This window comes from Fibrella aquatica (assembly GCF_041321135.1).
GTDB lineage: Bacteria > Bacteroidota > Bacteroidia > Cytophagales > Spirosomataceae > Fibrella > Fibrella aquatica.
On record NZ_JBGGWF010000007.1, the window covers coordinates 149,643 to 175,592 of the forward strand.

Annotated in this window: 23 protein-coding genes; 14 read left to right on the forward strand and 9 right to left on the reverse strand. The window is 52.4% G+C overall.

What is annotated here, in order from left to right:
* Window positions 1-23: 23 nt before the first annotated feature.
* From ACAW87_RS17060 to ACAW87_RS17075, 4 genes are all read right to left on the reverse strand, one after another.
* Window positions 24-635, reverse strand: a complete 612-nt coding sequence (locus ACAW87_RS17060) for a DUF6992 family protein (RefSeq protein ID WP_370724842.1) — start codon at window positions 633-635, stop codon at window positions 24-26.
* An 83-nt stretch (window positions 636-718) separates the two neighbouring features.
* A complete protein-coding gene (locus ACAW87_RS17065) occupies window positions 719-1,060 on the reverse strand; it encodes a DoxX family protein (RefSeq protein WP_370724843.1) in 342 nt (113 codons plus the stop codon).
* Window positions 1,061-1,116: 56 nt separating this feature from the next.
* Window positions 1,117-2,424: an anthranilate synthase component I family protein gene (locus ACAW87_RS17070; protein ID WP_370724844.1), complete on the reverse strand. Its 1,308-nt coding sequence runs from the start codon at window positions 2,422-2,424 to the stop codon at window positions 1,117-1,119.
* Complete coding sequence (locus tag ACAW87_RS17075; protein ID WP_370724845.1) at window positions 2,421-3,464, reverse strand: NYN domain-containing protein; 1,044 nt, start codon at window positions 3,462-3,464, stop codon at window positions 2,421-2,423. Before ACAW87_RS17075 ends, ACAW87_RS17070 begins: the two co-directional genes overlap by 4 nt.
* Before the next feature lie 328 nt (window positions 3,465-3,792).
* Between ACAW87_RS17075 and hisB the strand changes: the two genes are divergently transcribed.
* Window positions 3,793-4,941 carry a bifunctional histidinol-phosphatase/imidazoleglycerol-phosphate dehydratase HisB gene (hisB, locus tag ACAW87_RS17080; protein ID WP_370724846.1) on the forward strand — a complete coding sequence of 383 codons (1,149 nt, stop codon included), beginning with the start codon at window positions 3,793-3,795 and terminating at the stop codon, window positions 4,939-4,941.
* A 103-nt stretch (window positions 4,942-5,044) separates the two neighbouring features.
* On the opposite strand, the gene ACAW87_RS17085 is transcribed toward hisB, so the two are convergent.
* Window positions 5,045-5,518, reverse strand: a complete 474-nt coding sequence (locus tag ACAW87_RS17085) for a CHRD domain-containing protein (protein WP_370724847.1) — start codon at window positions 5,516-5,518, stop codon at window positions 5,045-5,047.
* Window positions 5,519-5,874: 356 nt separating this feature from the next.
* Between ACAW87_RS17085 and ACAW87_RS17090 the strand changes: the two genes are divergently transcribed.
* Window positions 5,875-8,142 carry an aconitate hydratase gene (locus ACAW87_RS17090; protein WP_370724848.1) on the forward strand — a complete coding sequence of 756 codons (2,268 nt, stop codon included), beginning with the start codon at window positions 5,875-5,877 and terminating at the stop codon, window positions 8,140-8,142.
* Window positions 8,143-8,254: 112 nt separating this feature from the next.
* Here ACAW87_RS17090 and ACAW87_RS17095 read toward each other — a convergent pair whose 3' ends face one another.
* Window positions 8,255-9,043, reverse strand: coding sequence for an NIPSNAP family protein (locus ACAW87_RS17095; RefSeq protein WP_370724849.1), 789 nt, complete (start codon window positions 9,041-9,043; stop codon window positions 8,255-8,257).
* 136 nt (window positions 9,044-9,179) lie between these two features.
* Here ACAW87_RS17095 and hisC point away from each other — a divergent pair, with 136 nt between their 5' ends.
* The 10 genes from hisC to ACAW87_RS17145 all read left to right on the forward strand — a co-directional run bounded on the left by hisC (window position 9,180) and on the right by ACAW87_RS17145 (window position 20,756).
* Window positions 9,180-10,247, forward strand: a complete 1,068-nt coding sequence (hisC, locus tag ACAW87_RS17100) for a histidinol-phosphate transaminase (RefSeq protein WP_370724943.1) — start codon at window positions 9,180-9,182, stop codon at window positions 10,245-10,247.
* Between the two features lie 163 nt (window positions 10,248-10,410).
* Window positions 10,411-10,944, forward strand: a complete 534-nt coding sequence (locus tag ACAW87_RS17105) for a hypothetical protein (RefSeq protein ID WP_370724850.1) — start codon at window positions 10,411-10,413, stop codon at window positions 10,942-10,944.
* Window positions 10,945-11,057: 113 nt separating this feature from the next.
* Complete coding sequence (locus ACAW87_RS17110) at window positions 11,058-14,420, forward strand: UvrD-helicase domain-containing protein (protein WP_370724851.1); 3,363 nt, start codon at window positions 11,058-11,060, stop codon at window positions 14,418-14,420.
* On the forward strand, window positions 14,417-15,307 hold the full coding sequence (locus ACAW87_RS17115) for a phosphatase PAP2 family protein (protein WP_370724852.1): 891 nt from the start codon (window positions 14,417-14,419) through the stop codon (window positions 15,305-15,307). The genes ACAW87_RS17110 and ACAW87_RS17115 overlap by 4 nt, the downstream gene beginning before the upstream one ends.
* 28 nt (window positions 15,308-15,335) lie before the next feature.
* A complete protein-coding gene (locus ACAW87_RS17120; protein ID WP_370724853.1) occupies window positions 15,336-16,295 on the forward strand; it encodes a methylenetetrahydrofolate reductase in 960 nt (319 codons plus the stop codon).
* 53 nt (window positions 16,296-16,348) lie between these two features.
* Window positions 16,349-16,780, forward strand: a complete 432-nt coding sequence (locus ACAW87_RS17125; protein WP_370724854.1) for a DUF2846 domain-containing protein — start codon at window positions 16,349-16,351, stop codon at window positions 16,778-16,780.
* A gap of 103 nt (window positions 16,781-16,883) precedes the next feature.
* Window positions 16,884-17,174, forward strand: a complete 291-nt coding sequence (locus ACAW87_RS17130; protein WP_370724855.1) for a hypothetical protein — start codon at window positions 16,884-16,886, stop codon at window positions 17,172-17,174.
* 5 nt (window positions 17,175-17,179) lie between these two features.
* Window positions 17,180-18,034: a hypothetical protein gene (locus ACAW87_RS17135; RefSeq protein ID WP_370724856.1), complete on the forward strand. Its 855-nt coding sequence runs from the start codon at window positions 17,180-17,182 to the stop codon at window positions 18,032-18,034.
* Window positions 18,035-18,421: a hypothetical protein gene (locus tag ACAW87_RS17140; RefSeq protein WP_370724857.1), complete on the forward strand. Its 387-nt coding sequence runs from the start codon at window positions 18,035-18,037 to the stop codon at window positions 18,419-18,421. It begins immediately after the preceding gene.
* Between the two features lie 52 nt (window positions 18,422-18,473).
* Complete coding sequence (locus tag ACAW87_RS17145) at window positions 18,474-20,756, forward strand: family 20 glycosylhydrolase (protein WP_370724858.1); 2,283 nt, start codon at window positions 18,474-18,476, stop codon at window positions 20,754-20,756.
* Window positions 20,757-20,788: 32 nt separating this feature from the next.
* Here ACAW87_RS17145 and ACAW87_RS17150 read toward each other — a convergent pair whose 3' ends face one another.
* From ACAW87_RS17150 to ACAW87_RS17160, 3 genes are read right to left on the reverse strand one after another with little or no spacing between them, the layout of a single operon-like run.
* Entirely contained in the window at window positions 20,789-21,316 is a 528-nt protein-coding gene (locus tag ACAW87_RS17150; RefSeq protein WP_370724859.1) for an AAA family ATPase, read from the reverse strand.
* Window positions 21,267-21,893 (reverse strand): pseudouridine synthase, encoded by a 627-nt coding sequence (locus ACAW87_RS17155; RefSeq protein ID WP_370724860.1) that lies wholly within the window; start codon window positions 21,891-21,893, stop codon window positions 21,267-21,269. Before ACAW87_RS17155 ends, ACAW87_RS17150 begins: the two co-directional genes overlap by 50 nt.
* A gap of 34 nt (window positions 21,894-21,927) precedes the next feature.
* Window positions 21,928-22,713, reverse strand: coding sequence for an exodeoxyribonuclease III (locus tag ACAW87_RS17160; protein ID WP_370724861.1), 786 nt, complete (start codon window positions 22,711-22,713; stop codon window positions 21,928-21,930).
* 64 nt (window positions 22,714-22,777) lie between these two features.
* Between ACAW87_RS17160 and ACAW87_RS17165 the strand changes: the two genes are divergently transcribed.
* Window positions 22,778-23,455, forward strand: coding sequence for a hypothetical protein (locus ACAW87_RS17165; protein WP_370724862.1), 678 nt, complete (start codon window positions 22,778-22,780; stop codon window positions 23,453-23,455).
* A gap of 72 nt (window positions 23,456-23,527) precedes the next feature.
* Window positions 23,528-25,906, forward strand: coding sequence for a peptidylprolyl isomerase (locus ACAW87_RS17170; RefSeq protein WP_370724863.1), 2,379 nt, complete (start codon window positions 23,528-23,530; stop codon window positions 25,904-25,906).
* Window positions 25,907-25,950: the final 44 nt, after the last annotated feature.

A 25,950-nucleotide genomic window follows, 5' to 3' on the forward strand; every position in this document is an offset into this window, starting at 1 on the left:
ATTAGCACGCTAAACCCTGATTATTACTTTATCGGGATCGTTACGCCCATGCCCAGCGGCGTCTGACCAATTAGCTGTATTTGCTGAGGGTCGCCTCGCTTCTTGAAAACAAGGTAGTTAACCGCATCGAAAGCCAGCAAGAAAGCACCCTGCGCCATTACGGTTTTGCCATATCCCCGCAATCGATCGGCCTGATCGGGGCGTGAGTTGGCACGTTCGGTCAGGTAAAGACCTCCGGCAATGTAGGCTACATCGAGCCCCGCGTTGAAGAGCAACGTCCGTTTCATGGATTCATGCTTCTGCACGGCTTCGCCCAATGTTTCTGACTCAGGATGCTGCTTTCGCAAGCTCAGCAATCCCAAGCCGGCAATACCCAGATTGACGGCATTCCAGTACATATTCATCTGGTGAATGTACTTTGTCTCGCCCGATGATTTCCCCAACGCAACACCACTGACCGCCAAATTCGCCAGGGCATAGCCTCCCAGCGACAAACCCAACGTGCGTCCGTGATTGTAACGCTGCTGACTAAATTGAACCCGGTCGGCGCTCGATACGGGTTGCGACTGAGCCTGTGTGAGTTGTGTAAACAACGAAGCACCAAGCGAATAAAAAATGGTATATAAGCGATTCATAACCGGTCTGGAAACGATGAACAAGCTGTATCTACGCTAAAAACGACTATCAAGACTTTGGACTTCGTAGACTGTTTTCTGACTCATTTCGTAAACTGGTATGCCCACCAGATCAACACGCCTTGGAGCGGTAACCTCCCCCACCGTATCCACGGCGACAGTTGCTGAAATTTTTCACCAACGGCCATGTAATAGTTAGCGGGAAAAACGGCGATCAACAAGGCTATTATTCCCCAGGCAGCCCAGATGCGTGTAGCAGGAAACAACAAGCCCAGCCCAAGCAGCAGTTCAGCTACACCGCTCCAGAACACCAGCTCATTGTGGGCAGGCAGGTAGGGTGGCATGATCTGGAGATAAAATTTCGGGCGAATGAAGTGCCAGATACCCGCGAGTATATATAGCGCGGCCATAATGTAAAGCGACATGAAATCGGGGTTTAGAACGAATGTAAGATACGCAACCAGATGTTGAGAAAATGGGTTTACTCCCCTTCCAGCACAGCCCGCATGGCCCTGGCTTTCAGCAGACATTCGGCATATTCCTGCACTGGGTCGGCATCGTAGGTAATGGCACTTCCCACCGTAAAACTGGCATATCGGCTCGAAGCATCGTAAAGCAGACTACGGATGACCACGTTAAAATCGAAATCACCGGCGGGCGTGATATAACCGATTGCGCCCGAGTACACAGCTCTACGACTGGCTTCGAGTTCATCGATCCGTTCCATGGCTCGTATTTTGGGGGCACCAGTCATGCTGCCCATCGGGAAGGCGTTACCAATCACGTCGGCCAGCGAACAGTCTGCACGCGCCGTAGCCGACACGGTCGAGATCATCTGGTGCACCTGTTGAAAGGTGTAAATACCAAACAGTTCGTCGACCTGTACTGATCCTGTTTCGGCCGATCGGGCCAGGTCGTTGCGTACCAGATCTACAATCATCAGGTTTTCGGCCTGTTCTTTCTCACTGTTGCGTAACTGACTTTTCAACGCCTCATCCTCCCCCACCGTCTGCCCACGCCGAATCGTACCCTTGATCGGTTGCGACACTAGTCGACGACCCGTTTTTTTCAGAAACCGTTCGGGCGATGCACCCAGGACGTACCTGGATTGCTGCTTGAGAAATACCGAAAAAGGCATTGGCGACCGCTGGCAGAGTGCTTGGTAGGCCTCAACGGGATTGAGTTGCACGTCGCGGGCAAAAAACTCAATGCAATAATTCAGTTCGTATACGTCTCCCGCCTCAATCAACGACCGGATATGCTGCACCGCGGCTACATAGTCTGTTTCAGTAACTCGCGCCTGCACCGTTCCTGGCACTGTAGGTGGCGTTACCAGGCCAGGTAACGTACCTGGATACGTAAGCCAATCAGCCCACAAACCGGCGTTGGCCATTTTGGTCCAAACAACAATGGCATCCTCCTCGAAATCAATCAGGTAAATTGGTTCCATGAACCAGATAGCCGGAAATCCAAGCAAATCGACGTGGCGGCTTTGCAGGCTTTCGAGCTGATTTTTCACCTCATACCCAACGTACCCAACCAGATGGGAACGGTGTTGCCGGTGAAAATCGGCTAGCGTTTCTAAGTCCTGTTTACCCGAAAACGGAACGACCCGCTCTGCACCGGCATACAGTCGGTTCGGAAACGGGTCGTTAGGGTACGTGAGGTCGTTATTATTCAGGTAAACAACCTCATTAAACGTGACTTCAGCAGCAGCCAGTAAGGTTTGGCGCCAGTTTGAAAAACCGGCACGGATTAACTCAGCAGCCGCGAAGCGAAAATGGTTCATGGCTGGTATTCAACCACTTGTATATCAATGGCAATATCTTTGCCTTCATTATTTTTCCCCAACCGGAACGATACCTCATCGTCGATCTGGAAATCATTGAAATCACCCGCAGTAACGCTGGTATAATGGAAAAACAGATTATTGGGGGGCCAGTTAATGAATCCGTATCCTGTTTTCAGACTCCGAACGGTACTTATATGACGCTCATCCGACTCCTCGAAATCAGGCTGTAGCTCATCATCGCCTTCACTTTCTCCGGGCAACAGTTGTATGTTTTCGCCAGAAAAAGCCCCAGCCTGGTACGCTCCATTGCCATTGTCATTACCGTTGGCCGTGGCATTCTGGTAGAATGGGCGGGGAACAGCATCGGTGCGGGGCTGTTGTTTTACAAACAGGTCGCGAATCATGGAATCGTTCTTTTTCAGTCGATTATCAATGATCTCGTGCATCGGAATCGGATAAGACACTTCTTCCAGTAGATCCTGCGACGTCCGGGTTACCATTTTTTCGCCCTGATCATTTAAGTATTCAAAATCCCAACTCAGTACCATTACGCGGGTACCCAAGGTGTTCAGCTTCCGAATGAGCGACACATAATCACCATCGGCGGTGATCAGCACAACCACATCAAACTGTTTGTAGGTAGCCAATTCGTACGTTTCGAGGGCCAACCATACATCAATTCCTTTTTCCTGACGGTATCCCTGATACGTTTTGACCGGCAGGTAATGGGTCACGACCCCTTCCGACATCAGAATATCGTCGAAGAGGCGATCATAAAACAGTTGATTACCTCGTTGGCTGGCTTCGTGGGCATTTAAGCGCCCCCGGAAGTAGTGAGCATCAACGATCTGACACAGATGTTTGTCGGTATCTTCGGCATCAGCTACCTGACTGCGAATAAACGCGTGTAGCCCCGAGATGCTGATCCGGCTCCGGCGCTCATGCGAATAATTATAGTAGTTACTTACATGAAGAAAATAGTTACCATCATAAAAAACGCCAATACGGGTGAGTTTAGTGGGTCTTGACTGCTGCATTTTTTTGTACGAAACGATTATATATGAAAATAGGAGAAACTAGTACACTGCTCAATTGTGGCCGTTGGGAATTTGTTTCTGGTAAGCTAGCTAAGTAGGTAGATGAACTAAAAACGAGTTATGAATTAATCAACCTTGCTAATTTTATGTCTAACAAATACCTAATTGTATTCCTTTACTTTAATTAATTAAGCTAAACGTATACGAAGGATAATTACTGGCCGACCTTTCCGGCTGATTCTTTTTTTCTAGGCCCAAATATAGCGCAAAAACCGGTTTGAACGCCTTTCTGGCCAATTGTTTCTCGCTCAACTACTAACTTGCACCCATGCAACCAGTATTATTTATAGACCGCGATGGTACCCTGATTATCGAACCGCAGTCTGACTTCCAGATCGACTCGCTCGAAAAACTTGAATTTATTCCCAGTGTGCTCTCGGCCCTGCGGAAGATAGCCGAAGAAACACCCTACGAACTGGTCATGGTCACCAATCAGGACGGACTGGGAACGGCCATTTTTCCCGAAGAAACCTTTTGGCCAACGCATCAGAAAATGATGCGGACCCTCGAAAACGAGAATATTCATTTTGCCGCCCAGCACATTGATCGCACCTTCCCGGCCGATAACGTACCCACGCGCAAACCGGGAACCGGCATGCTCACCAGCTATTTCACCGACGCCTATGACCTGCCCAACAGCTACGTCATTGGCGACCGGCTGACCGATGTAAAGCTGGCCCTAAACCTGGGAGCCAAAGCTATTCTGTTCATCCCGCCCAATATCAACCCCGATACGCAGGCGGCCGACACCGATGGTCTGACCGATGAGATGAAGCAGGCGATTGCCCTGACAACCAGCGATTGGAACGAGATTTACACCTTTCTGCGCTTACCCGCCCGCACTGCCAGTGTGGAACGGAATACCAACGAAACAAAGATTAAGATTGAGCTAAACCTCGACGGAACCGGCAAAGCCGACATGAACACCGGTCTCGGCTTTTTCGACCATATGCTCGACCAACTGGCTAAGCATTCGGGAGCCGATCTGAGTATTCATGTCAATGGCGATTTGCACATAGACGAACACCATACAATTGAAGATACCGCGTTGGCTCTTGGCGAAGCGTATCGGCAGGCGTTGGGCAACAAGCGTGGCATTAGCCGCTACGGATTCCTGTTACCGATGGATGAAGCGCTGGCTCAGGTAGCCATTGACTTTTCGGGACGGCCGTGGCTGGTGTGGGACGCGGAATTCAAACGCGAAAAGATTGGCGAGATGCCTACCGAAATGTTCTTTCACTTCTTCAAGTCATTTGCTGACACCGCTCAGGCCAACGTAAATATCAAGGTAGAAGGCGATAACGAACACCACAAGATTGAAGCCATTTTCAAAGCCTTCGCCAAAGCCATCAAAATGGCCGTGAAACGTGACATCAAGGCCCTCGATAGCTTGCCAAGCACGAAAGGGGTACTTTAAAAAGTTCAAGGGTTCAATGTCCAACGTCTAAAATTGCTCCGTATTTTGATTAAACGCGGAGCAACATTAGACGTTGGACATTGAACCCTTGAACTTTTAATCCTTACTTCACCCGGATGTCACCACGGATTTCGCCGGCGGGGAAAGCAGGTGTATGCAGGTTGGCGTAGAAAAAACCTTGCGTCATGCTATCGATCTGCGTTTGGCGGAGGGTAGGCGTTGTGCCGATAATTGGCGAGGTAAGCGACGCGAATGGAATGGCCACACCACCGGTGCCGTTGGCATTGGTGATGCGGTGCAGGTGACCGGCAGTAGGTGTAATACCGGCGAAAGTCACGGTATAGCTCATCACACGCGATGTACGATCAATTACTCCGGTGAACGTACCTGTGCCTGGTGAGGTAACTGGTGTTGGTTTTTCCTGAGCGCCATTCAGCGTTGCCGTTAGTTGAACAGAAGGTTGTGGAATCGGGGCTGTGCTGGTGTTGGCTGTATTTTCGTAGCAACTACTTAGGCCAAGAACAGAGCCAATAAGCAGAGTGGCCGCTAACGTGAAGCGGTTTCGGGTTGTAAACATGATCGTATAGTTTTGATTGGTAACGGCTAAATAAGCAGATATACACCACAAATGTTACATAACACAGGTACGTATCTCCATTATTCACCCATAAAAGGGCAAACAGTGTGCTTACACAGTGTACGGTATACTAACCTCATTGGATGCGTAATTCAAAACAAATTATTAGCTATCTGCCCTGTTTGTCAGTACGCTGGTCTGTGATTTATAGGGTAACCGGTACCGGATCGGTACATAGATTATTTCCATACCGAGTGAGAATCCCCTAATTTTGGCGTAACAATCTGAATCCATTCCTGCAATTCATTGGTTGTTTTAGTGTATCCCTTATTCAGTAATCGTTATCTCTTTTTATTATGGCTTTTGACTTAGATATGATTCAGCACGTGTACGCCCAACTTGGCGAGCGTGTCGAAGCAGCCCGTCAGGCAGTGGGCAAACCACTGACGCTGTCGGAGAAGATTTTATACACTCACCTCTCATCAGGTACGGCCTCTCAGGCTTTCGAGCGGGGAAAAGCCTACGTCGACTTCGCTCCCGACCGCGTAGCCATGCAGGACGCCACTGCCCAAATGGCTCTGTTGCAGTTTATGCAGGCAGGTCGGCCCCAGGTTGCCGTTCCATCAACGGTTCACTGCGATCACCTGATTCAGGCCGAAGTGGGTGCCACCGCCGATCTAGCCACGGCCAATAGCAAAAACAAAGAGGTATACGATTTCCTGTCGTCAATTTCAAACAAATACGGCATCGGTTTCTGGAAACCGGGCGCAGGCATCATTCACCAGGTAGTGATCGAGAACTACGCATTCCCCGGTGGCATGATGATCGGTACCGATTCACACACGCCAAACGCGGGTGGTCTGGGTATGATCGCCATTGGTGTTGGTGGTGCCGACGCCTGCGACGTAATGGCGGGTCTGGCCTGGGAATTGAAAATGCCAAAACTGATCGGTGTCAAACTGACCGGCAAACTGTCGGGCTGGGCATCGGCTAAAGATGTTATCCTTCGCGTGGCGGGTATTCTGACCGTAAAAGGTGGCACCGGCTGCATTGTTGAATACTTTGGCGACGGCGCCGAAAGCCTGTCGGCTACGGGTAAAGGTACGATCTGTAATATGGGTGCTGAAATTGGCGCAACCACGTCGATTTTCACTTATGATGAGAAGATGGCCGACTACCTCCGTGCCACGAGCCGCGCCGACATTGCTGACGCTGCCGACGCCGTGAAGCAACACCTCCGGGCCGATGACGAAGTATACGCTGACCCAGCCTCATACTACGATCAACTGATCGAAATCGATCTGAACACGCTGGAGCCACACATCAACGGTCCGTTCACACCGGATCTAGCCTGGCCCCTGTCGAACTTCGCCAAAGCCGTTCGTGATAACAACTGGCCAGAGAAACTGGATGTGGGTCTGATTGGCTCATGCACCAACTCAAGCTACGAAGACATGACCCGTGCAGCTTCCATTGCAGCACAGGCGGCGACCAAAAACCTGAAGACCAAATCAGAGTATACGGTTACACCGGGTTCTGAACTGGTTCGGTTCACGGCGCAGCGCGACGGTCTGCTGACTACCTTTGAAAGCATTGGCGGCGTGGTTCTGGCTAATGCCTGTGGTCCCTGCATTGGTCAGTGGGCGCGTCACATGGACGATCCTACCCGCAAAAACTCGATCATCACGTCGTTCAATCGGAACTTTGCCAAGCGGAACGATGGTAATGCCAGCACACATGCGTTCGTGGCCTCGCCCGAAATCGTGACCGCGATGGCCATTGCCGGTGATATCACGTTCAACCCAATGACCGACACGCTGACAAACGAAGCGGGTGAGCAGGTCATGCTCGACGAGCCACAAGGCATTGAGCAACCTGTAAACGGGTATGCCGTTGACGACGCGGGCTACCAGGCTCCTGCCGAAGATGGGTCAACCGTTCAAATCGCCGTTTCGCCAACGTCAGATCGTCTGCAACTGCTGGAGTCGTTTCCGGTTTGGGAAGGTACCGACCTGAGCGGCCTGAAACTGCTGATCAAAGCGAAAGGCAAGTGTACGACGGACCATATTTCGATGGCTGGTCCATGGCTCAAATTCCGTGGTCACCTCGACAACATCTCGAATAACATGCTGATCGGCGCGGTGAACTTCTATACAGAGAAAACCAACGCTGTGAAAAACCAACTGACCGGTGAGTATGGCGAAGTACCTGCCGTACAACGCGCTTATAAAGCAGCCGGTATTGGTTCGGTAGTGGTTGGCGACGAAAACTATGGTGAAGGTTCGTCACGTGAGCACGCCGCTATGGAGCCTCGCTTCCTGGGTGTGCGGGCCATTTTGGTTCGTTCGTTCGCGCGTATTCACGAAACCAACCTGAAAAAGCAGGGTATGCTGGCCTTAACGTTCGCCAACCCCGCCGATTACGACAAAGTACAGGAAGATGACAGCATCGATATCAAAGGCCTGACCACCTTTGCCCCCGGTCAGCAACTGACGGTGGTACTGAATCACGCCGACGGTTCAACCGATGAGTTCCCGGTAAATCATACCTACAACCAGGGTCAGATCGAGTGGTTCAAGGCGGGTTCAGCCCTGAACCTGATCAAAATGCAGGTGCAGTCGTAGTGAAAACAAACCTATAAGGGCTGGGCGCGCCCGTCAAAGACCTTATGGGTTTGGCATAAAAATGCCTCAGGTACGTACCTGAGGCATTTTTTGTGATCTGAATTGGAGACCGTTAAATGTCTGAATAATCGGTTGGGTGGAGCAGATAGATGTCGGCGCGGAGGAAATTGTGGGCGTACTCGGGTAGTGAATTCAGCTTTTTCCAGGCAGGGTCGGCACCGAACGCTTTCCAGTGCGCATCGCGTTCGGTTTTATTGTCAAACGACGTCATGTAGATCATGCTGGGTAGCTTACCGCCCGCTTTCACCTGTCCACAAAAAACAGTGTTGAAGCCTAACCGGCTGAAAATATCGAGCTCGCCGTTGTTGAATTGGCTGATCTTATTCTCATGTAGTTTCTCGGTCGCGGCTTCGTAGAGGCGCAATTCGTATACACGCTCAGCCACGGGTCCGTTTAATTTTGGCTGAACCAGCTTGGGCATCCCCGCAAAGGCCTCCATCAATACCGACTCAAATTTTTTGAAGACCGGCTTGTTAAATTCCGCATTCAGGTAATCCTGCCCCGCTGTGCTGTAGGCCTTGTCTTTGGCCAGTTTGTCGGATAATCCCATGAACTGATCGACCGATTTAAAGGGAATCAGTACATACACCAGCGAGTCGGCCCCTGCACCCGGCTTGAATACACCCACATTGGTGATTCCCGCACGATGCAGAGCAGGTAAATACGCCTCTTTCAGGTACGTATCCAACCTGGATTTCTGGCTGTTATCAGCCAGATGATACACTTTCAACTGGTAATATTCGCGCTTGGGAGCAAAGGCTGACGCCAGATTGGCAATCAGAAAAAAGGCCATGAGAAGGGCCCAAAACTGTGTTTTAACGGTATTAACAGATTGTTGCATGTCGTGAGTTTACTAGTTAACCATTTCAGAAAAGCGACAAACATAGCTAATCTTACCCGTCTATGACACTAAAGTTGAGACTGAACTTAAAGGCGGTAGCGTTACCTTTGTTAAGTGACATGTTTACCCAGCTATGATGTTTGATTTAGCCGCCGTTCTTCGGCCACATATTGCTTCATTAACGCCTTACTCATCGGCTCGTGATGAATACACGGGTACAGAAGGCGTATTCCTGGATGCTAACGAAAATGCCCTTGGGTCAGCTACCCACTCGGGACTCTATAACCGATATCCTGACCCGCATCAAACGGCGATCAAAGCTCGGTTGGCCCCGTTGAAAGGCGTACAGCCCAACCAGCTTTTCCTGGGAAATGGCTCTGATGAACCGATTGACTTACTGGTTCGGGCTACGTGCCGGCCGGGGGTAGATAATGTGTTGCTCCTTCCGCCTACCTACGGCATGTACGAAGTGTCGGCGCGGCTGAACGATGTACTGGTGAACAAGGTGCCGCTCACTACTGACTATCAACTTGATCTTCCCGCAGTACTGGCCGCCATTGATGCGCAAACGAAGATTATCTGGATTTGCTCGCCCAACAACCCGTCGGGTAACCTGATCGATCCCGACGCCATTCGGCAGGTGATCGAAACGGCCCACAATGCACTGGTGGTCGTTGATGAAGCCTACATCGATTTTGCCGGACCAGACTACCAATCCTGGACAACGTATCTGAATACGTACCCCAATCTGGTGGTGCTGCAAACGTTCTCCAAAGCCTGGGGGCTGGCTGCGTTGAGGTTGGGCATGTGCTTCGCCTCAGCTGAATTGATCCGGGTGATGAACGTGATTAAACCGCCTTACAATATCTCGGCCCCGTCGCAGCTATTGGCGCTGGAAGCCCTGGAACACAGTGTCGATAAAGACAACATGGTGAAACAAACATTGGCAGAACGTGACCGGCTGGCTAGTCAGCTAGGTACGTTGCCAAACGTACAGCATGTGTTTCCTTCAGATGCTAACTTTCTGCTTGTTCGTTTCGACGAAGCCCACACCGTTTTCGAGCAACTCATCGACAGCAAAGTCATCGTACGCGACCGGTCGAGCGTGACCCGTTGCGAGGATTGTCTGCGCATTACGGTGGGCACCGAAGTTGAAAACGCCCGCCTGCTCGACGTACTTCACTCCATTGCCGTACTTCATTGATTTCTTTGCCGGTTCACGCGTTATTTTTTGACAGGGTTTACAGGATTTTCTCTTTCTCTAGAGCAAACATAAAATCCTGTAAATCAAGTTAATCCTGTCAAAAAAACTTGTCTTCAGTAATAAATCAGCCCGAAAACTGATTCTCATTTTATCTTTCTTTCATATGCGCCGTATCTGTGTACTAATCACACTTCTAACTGCCTTTGTTACCCTACCGGAACAGGCAGTGGCCCAATATAACAATTGGGCGTTTGGGTTCCGGCTAGGTGAACCCTCAGGGGTCAATGTCCGGAAATATTTTGGCGACAACCACGCGTTCGACCTCAACGTAGGTACGTATGGCGGGCTTTACGGCAACAACCGGGCCTACAGAAGCGGGAACTACAAAACCGTTGGCCTGAGCATTCAGGGGCATTACCTGTGGCACGACCGGCTCTTCGGAAAAGACAATTTTCGCGGGTACTACGGCTTTGGTGGCCAAATCAACAGCCGCCGGTACTACCCCGAACGGCTGGCAGCGTTGAATGAATACGAGAGTGCCATCGCACTGGGTGGTTCAGCCGTGGCTGGTCTCGAATACTTTGTGCCTAACAAGCAGTACTCCATTTTTGTCGAAACGGGCCTCTATGTCGAGGTGCTTCCCGCCCCGCTTTTCATGAACCTCAGTTCAGGCGTGGGCATACGGTTTAATCTTTGAAAAGAGTTTCAAGTTTCAGGTTTCAAGTTTCAGGTGCGCTGCTAAATCAACAAATTCATGTTGTAGCGGCGCACCTGAAACTTGAAACCTGAAACTTGAAACTTAAAACTTCCATGTTCAACGTATACAGTGCCTCAGCCGGGTCGGGGAAAACCTACACTTTGACCAAAGAGTACCTCAAACTGGCGTTGGGTGAAGGTCGGCTGATTAGAGAATCAGACACGTTTAAAGGCACGTATTTCAGGAATATTCTGGCCATCACGTTCACCAATGCGGCGGCCAATGAAATGAAAGAGCGGATTCTGCGCGAAGTATCAGGCATTGCACAGAATAACCCTGAATCAGACCGTTTTCTGGCCGAACTCACGGCTGAACTGACCCTCAAACAATCGGATCATCCCGACTTTCCGGCTTTGACGGAACTGATCCGGAAACGCTGTCAGCGGTTGTTTCATGCTATTCTCCACCGGTACTCCGATTTTTCGGTCACCACCATCGACTCCTTCACGCAGCGGCTCGTCATGGCATTTACCGACGAGTTGGGCCTCCCCTATTCGTTTGAAGTAGAAATGGATACTGACCGGGTGCTGGAAGTGGCCGTCGATAACCTGATCGAGCGAGTGGGCACAGAAGAAATGGCCGATATTACGACCATTCTTCACCAGATTTTTGAGGAAACCGCCCGCGACGGCCGAAGCTGGAATCAGATTGCCGAAGCCCTTCGCGAGTTTGGCAACGTGCTTACTTCCGATCAACATTACGAGGCAGTAGGCCGTATTGCCGACCTAACACCCGGTCAGATTCGTACCATCCGAAATCAGCTGCTTGCTTTTGGTGCCGACGTAGCTGACCGCATTCAGGATCACGGAAAAACCGCCTGGGGGCACATTCTAAACGCCGGATTGAGCGCCAGCGACTTCAAACTCGGCGAGAAAGGCATCGGTGGATTCTTCAAAGCCATTGCCGAAGGTGATACGCGAAAGGCCGCCAATGCAACCGCCACCAAAGCCATCAACGACGGTGAATGGTGCACCAAAACCACGTCCCTGAATACACGGGCAGCCATTGACACCATTGCCGATTCGCTTTGTCAGTGCTTCAATGCCATTCGGGAGGAACGCGATGCCAACGAAAAACTGCTAACGCTTTACAAGGCCATTGACCCCCACTTGCAGAAAATGGCCCTGCTGAAACAAATCCGCGATGAATTTGTGGACCTGCTTCGAAAAGACAACCGGGTGCATATTTCGGAGTTCAACAAGCGCATCAAAGCCATTGTCGAGACCGAACCTGTGCCGTTTCTGTTCGAGCGGCTGGGCAGTAAATACAACCATATCCTGATCGACGAATTTCAGGACACGTCGCAATTGCAGTTTGCCAACCTGATGCCGCTGATTGAAAACGCACTTGGCAGCGGGTATTTTAACCTGGCGGTGGGCGATGGTAAACAGGCCATTTATCGCTTTCGGGGGGGCGACATGGATCAGATTGTGGCCCTGCACCGAGGTAACCTCAACACCCTGCAACGCCTGCACGGTCAACACACCTGGACGGCCGAACGCATTGATGCGTTGCACGGACAGATTACGCCCCAGACGCTCGACACCAACTGGCGTTCGGCCCGGCCCATTGTGGAGTTTAATAACGTTTTCTTCGATTACGTAGCCCGTCAGTATGCCCACACCAATCACCGGATCGATGAAGTATATGACGAACTGAAAGCATTCCAGCAGAAACCGTCGCCCAAAGCACCTGATTCGGCGCATATTCAGGTCGATTTTATTGGTGCCGACGACCTGGGCACAGATAGCAAAGTGTCCAGCGAAATGGTGAAGCTGACCATCCAGCATATTCATCAGGCGCAGGCCGACGGGTACTCGTTTGGTGATATGGCCGTGCTGACCCGTAGCCGAAAAAGTGCGCAGCTTGTTGCCAACGAACTAAACAGGCTGGGCATTCCACTGTCGTCGGCTGACTCGTTATCCCTGCAATTTTCGGAACCGGTGCGGCTACTGATCGCCATGCTGACCATGCTGAGTCGGCCCGGCCAAAAGCAGGTACGGTACGAAATGCTGTATCTGTACCATAGCGTTGTGCATAACCGCGTACCCGACGATGCCCAAACCGAAACACTCAGGTACGTTGCCGATGCACTCGACGAAGCGCCCGTGTTCGACTATCTGGCCAATGACGGTTACGATCTAAACCCGGCAGGCCTGGTGCAGCTGAACGTATATGAACTGGCCGAAAAACTGGCTCACTGTTTCCACCTCTTCGACCGGCCGCACGATCAGCCCTTCCTGTTCCGTTTTCTCGACGAAATTCTGACGTTTACCAGCCGCGAAAGTGGTCACCTCGCCGATTTCCTGACGCATTGGGAAACGGCCCGCCTCAAGGTATCGGTCAGCGAGGGTCTTACTACCGATGCCGTTACCATTCAGACCATCCACAAAGCGAAAGGGCTGGAGTACCCCGTTGTGATTATCCCCTTCGCCGACTGGACTGTTGACCCTAATCCGCGCGATACCATCTGGGTTGATCTGGCTGGTGTTGACACCGCCCCACTGTCGGTAGCCATGCCGGATGGGAGTATGAATCGGCTAATGAACGCGCAGGTGACCCTGACGCAACAACTCGATTCCACGCCCGATGATGTTCGGGAACAGTACGCCAACGAGAAAAGCCGCACGTTCATTGAAAACATGAATCTGCTCTACGTAGCCTTTACCCGACCAACCGACCGGCTGTACATCATTGCGGAACGGAAAGAGTTTTCATCGCAACGCGGACAGGCTACATCGGCTTATTGGCTACACAGTTTTTTGCGCGACAGTCAGGTAGCAGAACAGGCCGGTTGCCAGTGGGCAGAAGGTCGTGGGCAGTACGTTCTCGTTCTTGGGTTGGGGCCACGAACTCCAAACGAACATGCGCCAACAATGACCGGCAGCCAACGGGGATCGATTGATCTTCAGCTCATCAAGAGTGGGTCGCGCGGTCAGAATATGCAGCTACGCCGCATGGCCGAGCGCGTTTTCGATACCCGCACGTTTGAACAGAACCGCGAACGAGATCGCAAGCTTTGCGCTGCCCTAAGCTTGATAAAAGGCATCGACTGCGTTGATAAAACCCTGGCCCGACTGGTGCGGGAAGGCGTTATTCGTTCGGTTGAAATTGCCGATCTTCGGGATGGATTAACCGCCATTGTCAGCCACGAACGGTTAACCGACGTTTTTGGCTACGACCGGCGCATCGATACCGATCGGAGCATTTTAACCCGCAATCAGGCCAAAGGAGCGCCCCACCGCGTTGTTCACCAGCCCGATGGTGGCGTTATTCTGGTGCAATACGAGAGTGTGGGTGCCAAAACAGAATCATACCTCCCTACCTTTATCGACTTATACAAAGAAATGGGCTACCCCACCGTTGAGGGCCGGATTGTCTGGCTGGGAAACGTGCCCCGCGTTGAGCGTATATGAAAAAACTAGTTACCGGAATCTTGATCAGCCTTTCGCTGACGGCTCAGATACGGGCGCAATCCCTGTCGCCATACTCCCTGAAAACCGGCCGCGAGGCAATCATTTTGGGTACCGGCGTGGCCTCCTATGGCACCGCTTATGTGCTAAACCAAAATTTATCGCCCCTGACACCTACCACCGTTCAGCAACTCAATCGGGCCAACGTACCCAATTTCGACCGGTCGGCCCTCGACCAGTATTCGCCCGATGCCGATCGGCTGAGTGACCTTACGCTGGGAGCCGGTATTGGTCTCACGGGACTGGTGATGCTATCGGCCAAAGCGCCCGTTAACGCCATGCCCGACAGGTCATCTTCAGCGCCCAACAACTCTTTTTTCAAGAGCGAACTGTTTACCGTAGGCGTGATGTACGTAGAAACCATGCTCTTGACCAACGGGGTAAAGAGTACCGTTAAGAATGCGTTTGAACGTACCCGACCATTCGCTTATAACCCCGCCGCCCCACTCGATGAGAAGCTGGAGAAAGATACGCAACGGGCTTTCTATTCGGGGCATGCTGCCAACGCCTTTGCTACGGCCGTATTTGCGGGTGAAATCTTTCGAAACTATCATCCCAACTCAAAGGCTAAACCCTGGATTTGGGCTGGATCACTCGGACTGGCAACGGGCACGGCTTACCTGCGCTACGAAGCCGGGCAGCACTTCCCCAGCGATTTACTGGTTGGCGCGGCCGTTGGTTCACTGGCTGGATGGGGCATTCCCAGGCTGCACGAAAACCGACCTGGTAATCGACCTGTGCGGGTATCAGTAACCCCCTGGAGCAGTGGTTTTGCCAGCGGTGTGGCTTTCCGATGGAGCATTTCCAGCACAAGTTTTGTTTCCGAGTAGTGTTTACTTTATAAACGACACCCACCTAATGACAAAAATTACGGATCATATTCGCCAAGCGAATGGCAAACCTATTTTTTCGATTGAAGTCATTCCTCCCATCAAGGGCGATAGCCTGAAAAACCTGCTCGATAACATTGAGCCGCTGATGGAGTTTAAGCCGCCGTTTATCGATGTTACCTACCACCGCGAGGAGTACATTGAGCAACCGCAGCCCGACGGCACCATTAAGAAGATCGTGACCCGTAAACGGCCCGGTACCGTCGGTATCTGCTCGGCCATTATGCACCGCTTCAACGTCGACCCCGTACCCCACGTGCTCTGCGGCGGCTTCTCGCGTGACGAAACGGAAGATTTCCTGATCGACCTGAATTACCTCGGTATCGATAACGTGCTGGTGTTGCGGGGTGACCCGGCCAAGCCGTTCAAAACCTTCAAAGCGAAAGAAAACGGTTTTTCCTACGCCAGTGAACTCGTTGAACAGGTGGCCAACATGAATCAGGGGCATTACCTGCACGAAGAAGATACGGCCATGACACCGAGTAACTTCTGCATTGGCGTGGCGGCCTATCCCGAGAAGCATTTCGAAGCCGAAAACCACGATATTGATTTCGATTTCCTGAAGCAGAAAGTGGCCAAAGGAGCAGATTACATCGTTACGCAGATGTTTTTCGACAACGCGCGCTATTTCGATTTTGTGAAGCGGTGCCGCGAACATGACATCACGATTCCTATCATTCCCGGCCTGAAACCAATCAGTACCCGAAAGCAGTTGGAGATCTTACCGCGCCTGTTTCACCTCCATATGCCCGACGATCTCGTGAATGCCGTTGCCGCTTGCGAAAACGACGCACAGGCCCGTCAGGTGGGCATTGAGTGGAGCATTCAGCAAGGACGAGAGTTGATTGCCGCTGGTGCCCCGGTACTCCATTTCTACACCATGGGCAAAGGCGATAACGTACAAAAGATTGCGCGGGAATTATTTTAAACAGACTTTCTCTGCCCCTATCTTTCGACATTATCACATCAAACCCTTTACATATGCGTTCCTTTATTTGCTCCATGGTTGCCCTGTTGGCTATTGCCAGCGCAGCGACAGCCCAAATTCCAGAGCCTACAAAAGATATGGCTACGGTTGTCTTTTATCGGCCCGCACAGTTTACCCGTGCGGCCGTCAACTTCACTATCCGCGCCAATGGGACTGAACTCTGCCGTCTTAGTAACAAACGGTATTTTAGCGCGCAGTTGAAACCAGGAAAGGTTGAGTTCACCTCCGTTGCCGGTGGTTTGAATATTCCGGATAAAGACGGGCTTAGCCTGGACCTGGAAGCCAATAAAGTGTATTTCATTCAGGGCGATGTAAAAGTCCGTTTTATGAGTGATAAACTCATTTTCACAGAGGTGACCGAATCGACTGCGAAGAAAAAACTCCCCGATATGAAGCCCGACAACTGCAATACAGCGTCGAATTAAAGGCTTTTTGTATCTATTTATCCAGGGCTTTTTCTTGAAAATTTCAGTACTTTTTGTTGCTGAATTTTTTAAGAAAAAGCCCTCTCTATTTACCCTCCCCGTTATGCCAAAACAAGGGCAAGGCGACGATCTGGTGGCTAACTTCGTTTGGCCTATCAAAGGCTTAGCCACAGCATCGGTAGGCGTTATTGTCGGCACGGGGCTGAAAGGCGGGCGGGCGTTGGCCAATCAGTATTTTGCGGGGGCCAGCGGTTTTCCCGACTTTATGGTCTTTAGGCTCGACATGGTGCACGATGATAGCCGGGGCGTGCGAATGGCCGGTTTCTTCGACAACAACTGGAAACTGACACCCACCTTAACCGTTATGAACCCAGACAAATCCGCCACTAATTAATCGTTATGAAACTTCCTTTATATTCCCTGATTGCGCTTGTATTGCTAACCACGACAGGATACGCCCAACCGGTAACGTACCTGAAAAAATGGCTGACCACCAATTCAGCCCAACGGCCTTCGTTACGAAGTGAACCCGCTGCCAAAGCCGGCCTGACACGGCAGGAAGCCGCCGAAGCCGCCGCCCTGCTACTCAACGATGAACGTAACCAACGGGCGGCTTCGCTGAAAAAAAGCTGGACCGACAAAACACTAACCGAAGGCGAATACACGATGAAGTTCGAGTACCGGCTGTTCGGCGACAAACCCGCCGACGGACGAAGCCTGTTCATATCCATGCACGGCGGTGGCAACGCCAAGCCGGAAGTCAACGATCAACAATGGAAAAACCAGATCGGGCTTTACAAACCGGCCGAGGGCGTTTATGTAGCCCCACGCGCGCCCACCAACACCTGGAATCTGTGGCACGAAGCCCACATCGACCCGATGCTCGATCGGCTCATCCAGGCCGCTGTACTGATGGAGGGTGTAAATCCCAACAAAGTGTACATAATGGGCTATTCGGCGGGGGGCGACGGGGTATATCAACTGGCTCCCCGCATGGCTGACCGCTGGGCAGCAGCCGCGATGATGGCGGGGCACCCCAACGAAGTAACGCCGGTAAACCTGCGCAATATTGGCTTTACCCTGCACATGGGCGCGTTAGACAAAGCCTACGACCGCAACAAGATTGCCGACCGATGGGGTCACTGGCTCGACAGTCTGCAAACCACCGACCCCGACGGCTACAAACACCTAGTGCAGTTGCATGAGGGGCGCGGCCACTGGATGCAACGCGAAGACACCGTTGCCGTAGCCTAGATGATGCCTTTCCGGCGGAATCCGGTCCCAAACAAAGTAATCTGGAAGCAGGACGACCGGACTCATCTTGATTTTTACTGGCTGGCCATACCCGACGAACAGGCTAAAACCGGACGCGAGGTCATGGCATCATACAAAGGCAACGTCGTCACCATCGACAAGAACGAGTACGACACCCTGATCATTCGCCTGAACGATACGATGATGAACCTGAGCAAACCTGTTGAGGTACGTTACAACGGGAAACGCGTTTTCAAGGGGAAAGTGAACCGGACACTGGGTACGTTGCAGGAAACGGTAATGCGCCGCCACGATCCGGGTCTTGTTTTCCCGGCCTGCATCGAACTCCGCAAAACGGCTGGCAAAATCACTGCTGTAGTGATCTAGGCTACGTCTATCGCTAACCCTGACCTTATCTCCCCTCCTATTCCTTCAATCCATGATTCGAATTTACTGCCTGATAGTGAGCCTGTTGATAACCTCTTTTGGTCAAGCTCAGGAACTAGCCAAACGGTATCCGCTTATTCCGTTTCCGACCACGCTTACCCCCGCACAAGGTGAGTTCAGAATTACGACACAAACAGCGTTGGTGGTCAACGACAGCCGGTTTCGTTCAGAAGCCGACCAGTTGAACCAATTGCTGCAACCGAGTTTGGGGAAACCGCTCGCGGCGCGGGGCACCGGTTCGACAATTGAGTTGCAATACGATCCGGCCATTTCGTCGGCTGAGGGGTACGGGCTCACCATCACGCCCCGGCAGGTTACGTTGCGGGCAAGCACGCCTACAGGTATGTTTCGGGCTATTCAGACTATTCGCCAGTTGCTGCCCGTCGGTATTGAACAGAAGAGAGGCAAACCCGCGCAAGCCCTGACGCTCCCCGCCGTACAGATTCAGGATCAGCCTGCCTACGCCTGGCGAGGGATGCACCTCGACGTGTCGCGCCACTTTTTTTCGATGGATTACCTGCGGAAATACATCGACCGGATGGCGCTTTATAAGTTCAACAAGTTTCACCTGCATCTGACCGACGATCAGGGGTGGCGGATGGAAATAAAGGCCTATCCCAAGCTGACCACCGAAGGAGCCTGGCGCACGTTTAATGATCAGGACTCAGTCGTGTTGAAACGAGCCGTGACCAATCCTGATTTTGATTTACCAAAAGCCCATCTCCGGCAACAGAACGGCCAGACTCAATACGGCGGGTTCTACACCCAAAACGAGCTACGCGCGCTGATTGCCTACGCCGCCGCCCGCCATGTAGAGATCATTCCCGAAATAGATATGCCCGGCCACTTTAGCGCCGCCATTAAAGCTTATCCGTTTCTGAGCTGCACGGGTCAGCCGGGGATGGGCAAAACGTTTTCGGTACCGGTTTGCCCCTGCAACGAGCCTACTTACACGTTTATGGAAACGGTGCTGAGCGAAGTAATCGCCCTGTTCCCCAGTGAGTACGTGCATATTGGTGCCGACGAAGTAGAGAAAACGACCTGGGCACAGTCGGCCGCTTGTCAGGAGCTGATGAAACGGGAAGGCATCAAAAATGTAGAGGAGTTGCAAAGCTATTTCGTGCACCGGATTGAGCAATTCGTGCAGTCGAAAGGCAAGAAACTGATGGTTTGGGACGATGCCCTCGAAGGTGGTTTGAAGCCGTCGACGGCCGTGATGTACTGGCGTAGCTGGGTGAAAGATGCCCCGGTCAAAGCTGCTCGTAACGGAAATACGGTAGTGATGACACCCGGAAGTAATCTCTATTTCGATGCCCCACCCGGCATTCGCTCCGTCGAAGGTGTCTACAACCTCGACATTATTCCTAACGGGGTGACCGCTCAGCAGGCAAAGCAGTTCGTGGGCGCCCAAGCCAACCTCTGGACCGAGTACATCCCCACCGAAAACCGGGCCGATTACATGGTGATGCCTCGTATGACGGCCCTCGCCGAATTAGTCTGGACCGCCCGACCCGATTTTTCCGCGTATCAGCAGCGGTTACAAACCCATTTTCTGCGCATGGAAGCAATGGGCATCAACTACCGCCTCCCCGACCTTACGGGCTTCGCTGAGGAAAACGTTTTCGTTGATCGGGCCACGCTGCGAATCAACAAACCGCTCGCCAGCTATACGCTTCGCTACACCACCGATGGCACCCAGCCTAAACAGACCTCGCCCGAACTGCCCGCGGGATTGGTCATCGATAAACCGCAGGTGGTCAACGTGGCGGCTTTTACGCCATCGGGTGTTCGGGGCGATTTGTACGCCCTTCGGTATCAGCAACAGGCCTACGCTACGCCGGTCGGTGCTGCCAATGCGCAACCGGGTTTGCAGTGCAGTTATTACAAGAAATACTTTCGCAACACGAAAGGCATGACCGGCCGAACCGCCGACAGTACGTATGTCATCAACAATGTGGTGGTGCCTAAGTCGGTCAACGCGCCCAGTTTCGGCATTCAGTTTCGGGGCTACGTGAACGTACCTGAAACGGGCATTTACAGCTTCTTCTATAACTGCGACGATGGCGGCGTGCTACGAATGGCCAATCGGCTTGTCGTTGACAACGATGGCAATCACTCGCCCATCGAAAAAAGCGGGCAGGTAGCGCTGGCCAAAGGAGCGCACCCATTCGAAGTTGATTTCATCGAAGGAGGTGGCGGCTTCACGTTGAAACTCAAGTACAGCCTCAACGGCGGCGAGCCAATGGATATCCCCGACAGTTGGTTCAGCCATTGATCAAGAACAGACAGAAATTGATCGGCTATTGGCTACCTTCCCCCAGCTAGTAACCGATCAATTTCGGCTATAACGGCTTCCGTTCGGGCGGTATAGTCGGCCCCTGACACAACAACGTACCTAATGCCGCGCTCGGTGAGTGCCTGCTCGAAAAGCGCATACATCTCATCACGACGGTGGCCCAGATCGCGCAATCCGTCGGCTACCCAGGGAACATCGGTGTTGAGCAGAAAATAGGCGTCGAACGTTTCCTGAGCCGCTAGTTCGGTCAGAATCACCGGATGCGGTACGCCATAGATCGTCGCGTACAATTGCGTTGTGATCAGGTCGGTATCGCAGATCAGCACGCGGTTTGCCAGTGGCAGCGCCTGTTCAACAGCGGCGGTTTGCGCCACGGCAATTCGGGCGTAATCGTCGGCTGTCAGATCGTTCGATGTAATCAGATCGCGCGCTACTTCGGGTACGTACACCGTCTGGTAATGGCCGGCCAACTGCCGGGCCATGGTTGTTTTACCAACGCTTTCGGGGCCGTAGAGGCATACGCGGAGCGGCTGATCCATTTGTGTTCAGAAGTTGGGTAATGTCAGATTCAGGTACGTTACGAACATCAGCGGGTTGCATGCCTTCGGCCGTCAGATGGCCAATAGACCAGCGCACGAGCCGGAGTGTAGGAAAGCCAACGGCGGCCGTCATCTTACGTACCTGCCGATTTTTGCCTTCGGTCAATGTCAACGAAATCCACGACGTAGGAATGTTGGCGCGAAACCGGATGGGGGGGTTACGGGGCGGCAGGTCAGGCTCATCGATTCGCCGGGCCACGGCCGGCAGCGTATGGTGCGCTTTTCCGTCAACGGTAATAGTAACGCCTTCAGCCAGTTGTTGCAACGCCTGATCTGTAATGGCCCCGTCGACTTGTACGTAGTAGGTACGTTCGTGCGCGAAACGCGGGTCGAGCAGGCGGTGATTGATCGATTTATCGTTCGACAACAGCAACAGCCCTTCGCTATCGGCATCGAGTCGCCCTACGGGATATACATCCCGCTCAAAAGCAAACGACAATTCAGCCAGCGTCTGCTTGCCGCCCTCCGCCGAAAACTGCGAGAGCATACCGAAGGGTTTGTAAATGAGGTAGTGCATAACGTAACGCGGACTTTAGTCCGCATTTTAATCGCTATAAATGCGGACTAAAGTCCGCGTTACGTATCTCCGCCCAAACAGGTCCGTGATCGGAATGCACAGCAGACGCGTGATGACCGGCGGCAAGCAGGCGGTCGCGGAGGGGTTCGGCCAGGGAGATGTAATCGATACGCCAGCCTTTGTTGTTGGCTCGCGCGCCGGCCCGGTAGCTCCACCAGCTGTATTCGACAGCGTCGGGATTCTTTTCGCGGAAGGCGTCGATAAAACCGCTGGCAAACCACTTCGTCATCCAGGTACGTTCTTCAGGCAGAAAACCCGTTGAATTTTTGTTACGAACAGGATCGTGAATATCAATCTCGGTATGGGCAATGTTGTAGTCGCCCACCACGATCAGGTTGGGTCGTGACTGCCGGAGATTCTGGGCGTAGTCGTAAAACTCGTCCAGAAACTGCATCTTGAATCCCTGCCGAAGGTCACCCGACGTACCTGACGGAAAATAACAGTTCAGAATGGTGAGGTCGCCGAAATCAGTGCGCAGAATACGGCCCTCACAATCGTAATGCGCCAGTCCGCAACCCATAACGGCGTTGTCGGCGGGCATTTTGGCGAAGGTGGCCACGCCAGAGTAGCCTTTCTTTTCGGCGGCGTGCCAGTGGTAGGTGTAGCCAAGCTCATCGAGCAACGTCAGATCAACCACATCATGCGTGGCTTTCACTTCCTGCAAACAAAGCACATCAACCGGATTCTCCCGCAGCCAGTCGATCAGGCCGTTTTTGATGGCCGCCCGAATGCCATTCACGTTATAGGTAACTAAGCGCATGGTGCAAAGAAAAGACTTTTTTCAGCCTCAAATCCGTTGTACCGTAAAGCTTCTCCATTGCCATATGAAACTTCCGCTCTGCGGCCTTTCGCTTCTTCTCCTTGCCTCCTGCGCGGCCCCTCGCTCATTGACGGCCGAATTGAAACCTAACTCACTTAAGGCCAATAACCTGGAAGAAACGGTTAGCCGTCGTGATGAGGTCATGCTGGCTTATTCGCTGGTGAGCTACGACGCCAACAACAAAGCCGTTGGCGTTATCAACGGGGGTTGGGGTGTGCAACCAATGGCAAAAGGTGCCTCGGCCGATCTGAGTCAGGCAATACCGGTTCGGTTGCCGATGCCTAAAAACGGGCGTATTGTGGCGTCGATGGTGCTGATCGAGGTCGACGATTACAACAAGGCATCGGAGATGGTTAGCAAGATTCAGAAAGTGAATACGGTCATCAGCGTACCGGCGGGCATTCTGCTGGCGGGGGTCGAAGCCTTAACGCCTCTGAAATACGTAGCTGCCGGGCTTACTGCGGCGGGGATGGGCCTGCAATTCGCCAATCAGCTCGACGATGATGACGTGCTGGGCCAAAGCAGCGTTGAGGTCACCGATGCCTCTCTGAAAAAGTCGGGTAAGCGGTTTATGCGCATACCAGCCCACTTTACGGGCCAACACCTCCGCGATTCATTCGACTATGAGCTGACGTACGATCTGTCGCTAAAAAACGTTAAAATAGGGCCTTCTGGTCAATAAATCCTATCTTTGTTAGTTCTCAGTCGGCACCATTTACACGCCAAAGACTGTTCTGAACGTAGCAAATTATACATGCGCTTACCTGCTTCAAATTCGTTGTTTTTGCGGTTCTCTCCCCCTTCTTTCGGCACGCCTATAACTCGTCGCCTTACCAGTTCAGCCCTGCTGTTGCTGTTCGTGGCCGCTTGCAAAACGTCGGCTCCGGTTGCCACCACTACACCTGCTGCACCGCCTGTTCCGGTCGTTTTAACGCTTGGCGGAGCACAAACAGGCAACAAAGTCTTTACCAGCGATGAGTTTTTCGATTCCTTTACGAAAAACCAACTCTCGGCCGACTCGTCGCAACGCACCGATATTCGCAGTTATCTGGATCTGTATACGAACCTGAAGCTGAAAGTGCTGGCCGCCGAACAAGCCGGCCGCGACACCACAGAAGCCTTTCGCGAAGAAATGGCTACTTACCGGAAACAACTTGCTCAAACGTACCTGACCGATAAAGCGCTGGTTGAGCAACTGACCAGTGAGGCCTATCAGCGCATGCAGCAAGAAGTGCGCGCCTCGCACGTGCTCATTCCTGTAGCCGAAGAAGCCACGCCCGCCGATACGTTGGCCGCTTATCAGCAAGCATTGGCCGTTCGCGGGCGTTTGCTGAGCGGAGAGCCGTTTGCTACCGTAGCCAAAGAAGTTTCTAAAGACCCCACAGTAGCCCAAAATGGCGGTGATCTGGGTTATTTCTCTGTTTTCCGAACCGTTTACCCGTTCGAGAATGCCGCTTACCGGACTCCGGTTGGCAGTTTGTCAGCCCCGGTACGTACCCGTTTCGGGTATCACCTCATCCGCGTAGCCGACCGGCGACCATCGCGCGGGAAAGTGCAGGTAGCCCATATTCTGGTCCGCCTATCGCCCAGTGCCGAACCCAATGCAGTAGCAGCCGCCAAAGCACGGATCGACGAGGCCTACGCAAAACTGACAGCCGGTGAGGCATTTGAAACGCTGGCACGTACCTATTCCGATGATGCGCAGAGCAAAAATACGGGCGGTAAATTACCGTCGTTTGCTACGGGTCAGATGGTGCCTGCGCTGGAAGAGGCCGCTTTTGCGCTTACCGCGCCCGGAAGCTACAGCCCACCGGTCAGAACCAACTATGGCTGGCATGTACTGAAACTCATTCAACGCACCCCAATAGAACCCTTTGCCGAACTAGCGCCCGCCATCCGGCAAAAAGTGGTAACCGATTCAAGAGCCGAAGTCATTCGTCAGGCTACCGTTCAACGGTTGAGCCGAGACTATAAAGTAGTGGAGAATGAAGCAGCCAAGCAGGTAGCCCTGGCTAAAGCAGACTCAAGCCTGTTACAGGGCCGGTGGCGTATTCCCGCCGAAACGGACCCATCTGCCACCCAGCCCCTGCTGACCATTGAGGGAACCGGCGGGTACTCAACGACCGTGCCGATCGGAAAATTTTTCACCTACGTTCAACAGAAGCAACTACCACGCACCGAAACGGGTCTTACCCCTAACCGGGTTATGCAGCGGCTGTACTCACGTTTTATCGACGATCAGTTACTGGTGGCCGAAGAAGCGAATCTGGACAAAAAATACCCTGAGTTTAGGAACCTGTTGAACGAAGTGCGCGACGGTGTACTGCTTTCACAGGTGATGGAAGCCACCGTTTGGGAACGTTCATTAACCGATTCGCTGGGGCAAAAACAGTTTTTTGAGCAGAACAAAGCCCGATACACGTACCCGGAACGAGCTGTAGCAACTATTATCGAAGCACCCAGCGAGACGTTATTGAATGAGGTCAAAACCCGATTGGCTACCAGTCCATATGCGCTGAAACGGTCGGCTCCAACCCTACAGTTCGAACCAAACCAAACGGCACTTTCGGCTACCAACCGCGATGCCATGTACGATATTCTGGTAACGATGGTGAAAAATCCGGCCTACATACTTGATGTGAAAGCTTCGCACGCTGCCAATGAAAAAGACAGTACCTCGGCCGGGCGGCTTCGGTCAGTGGTAACGTACCTGACCAGCAATGGCATTCAACTCGCGCGCATCAACGAGAACGATTTGCAGGGTGCCCGTGACGATGCCCGACGGGTTACGTTTACGTACCTGACCACCTCGAAACAGGATGTTGCCCGGGTGGTGAGCGGTACGGCTACAGAAGGAGTAACCATTACAGAAGGCATTTTTGCTAAAGGTCAGAATGCGTATCTGGACGAGCGTCCCTGGCAAAGCGGCACCACCACGTTTACGAATGGGAATCGGGTAGTGAGCATCGCTATCAGCCGCATCGATCCGCCCCGTCCGCGCACGTTTGCCGAGGCGCGTGGCACCGTGATTAATGAGTACCAAACGTACCTGGAACAGCAGTTTTTAGCTGAACTACGTCAGAAATACCCCGTTCAGGTGAACGAGGAGGAATTGAAACGACTACTGAAATGAGTTTGCTGTTTTACTGTCTACAGTTTACCGTTGCGCTGCAAATA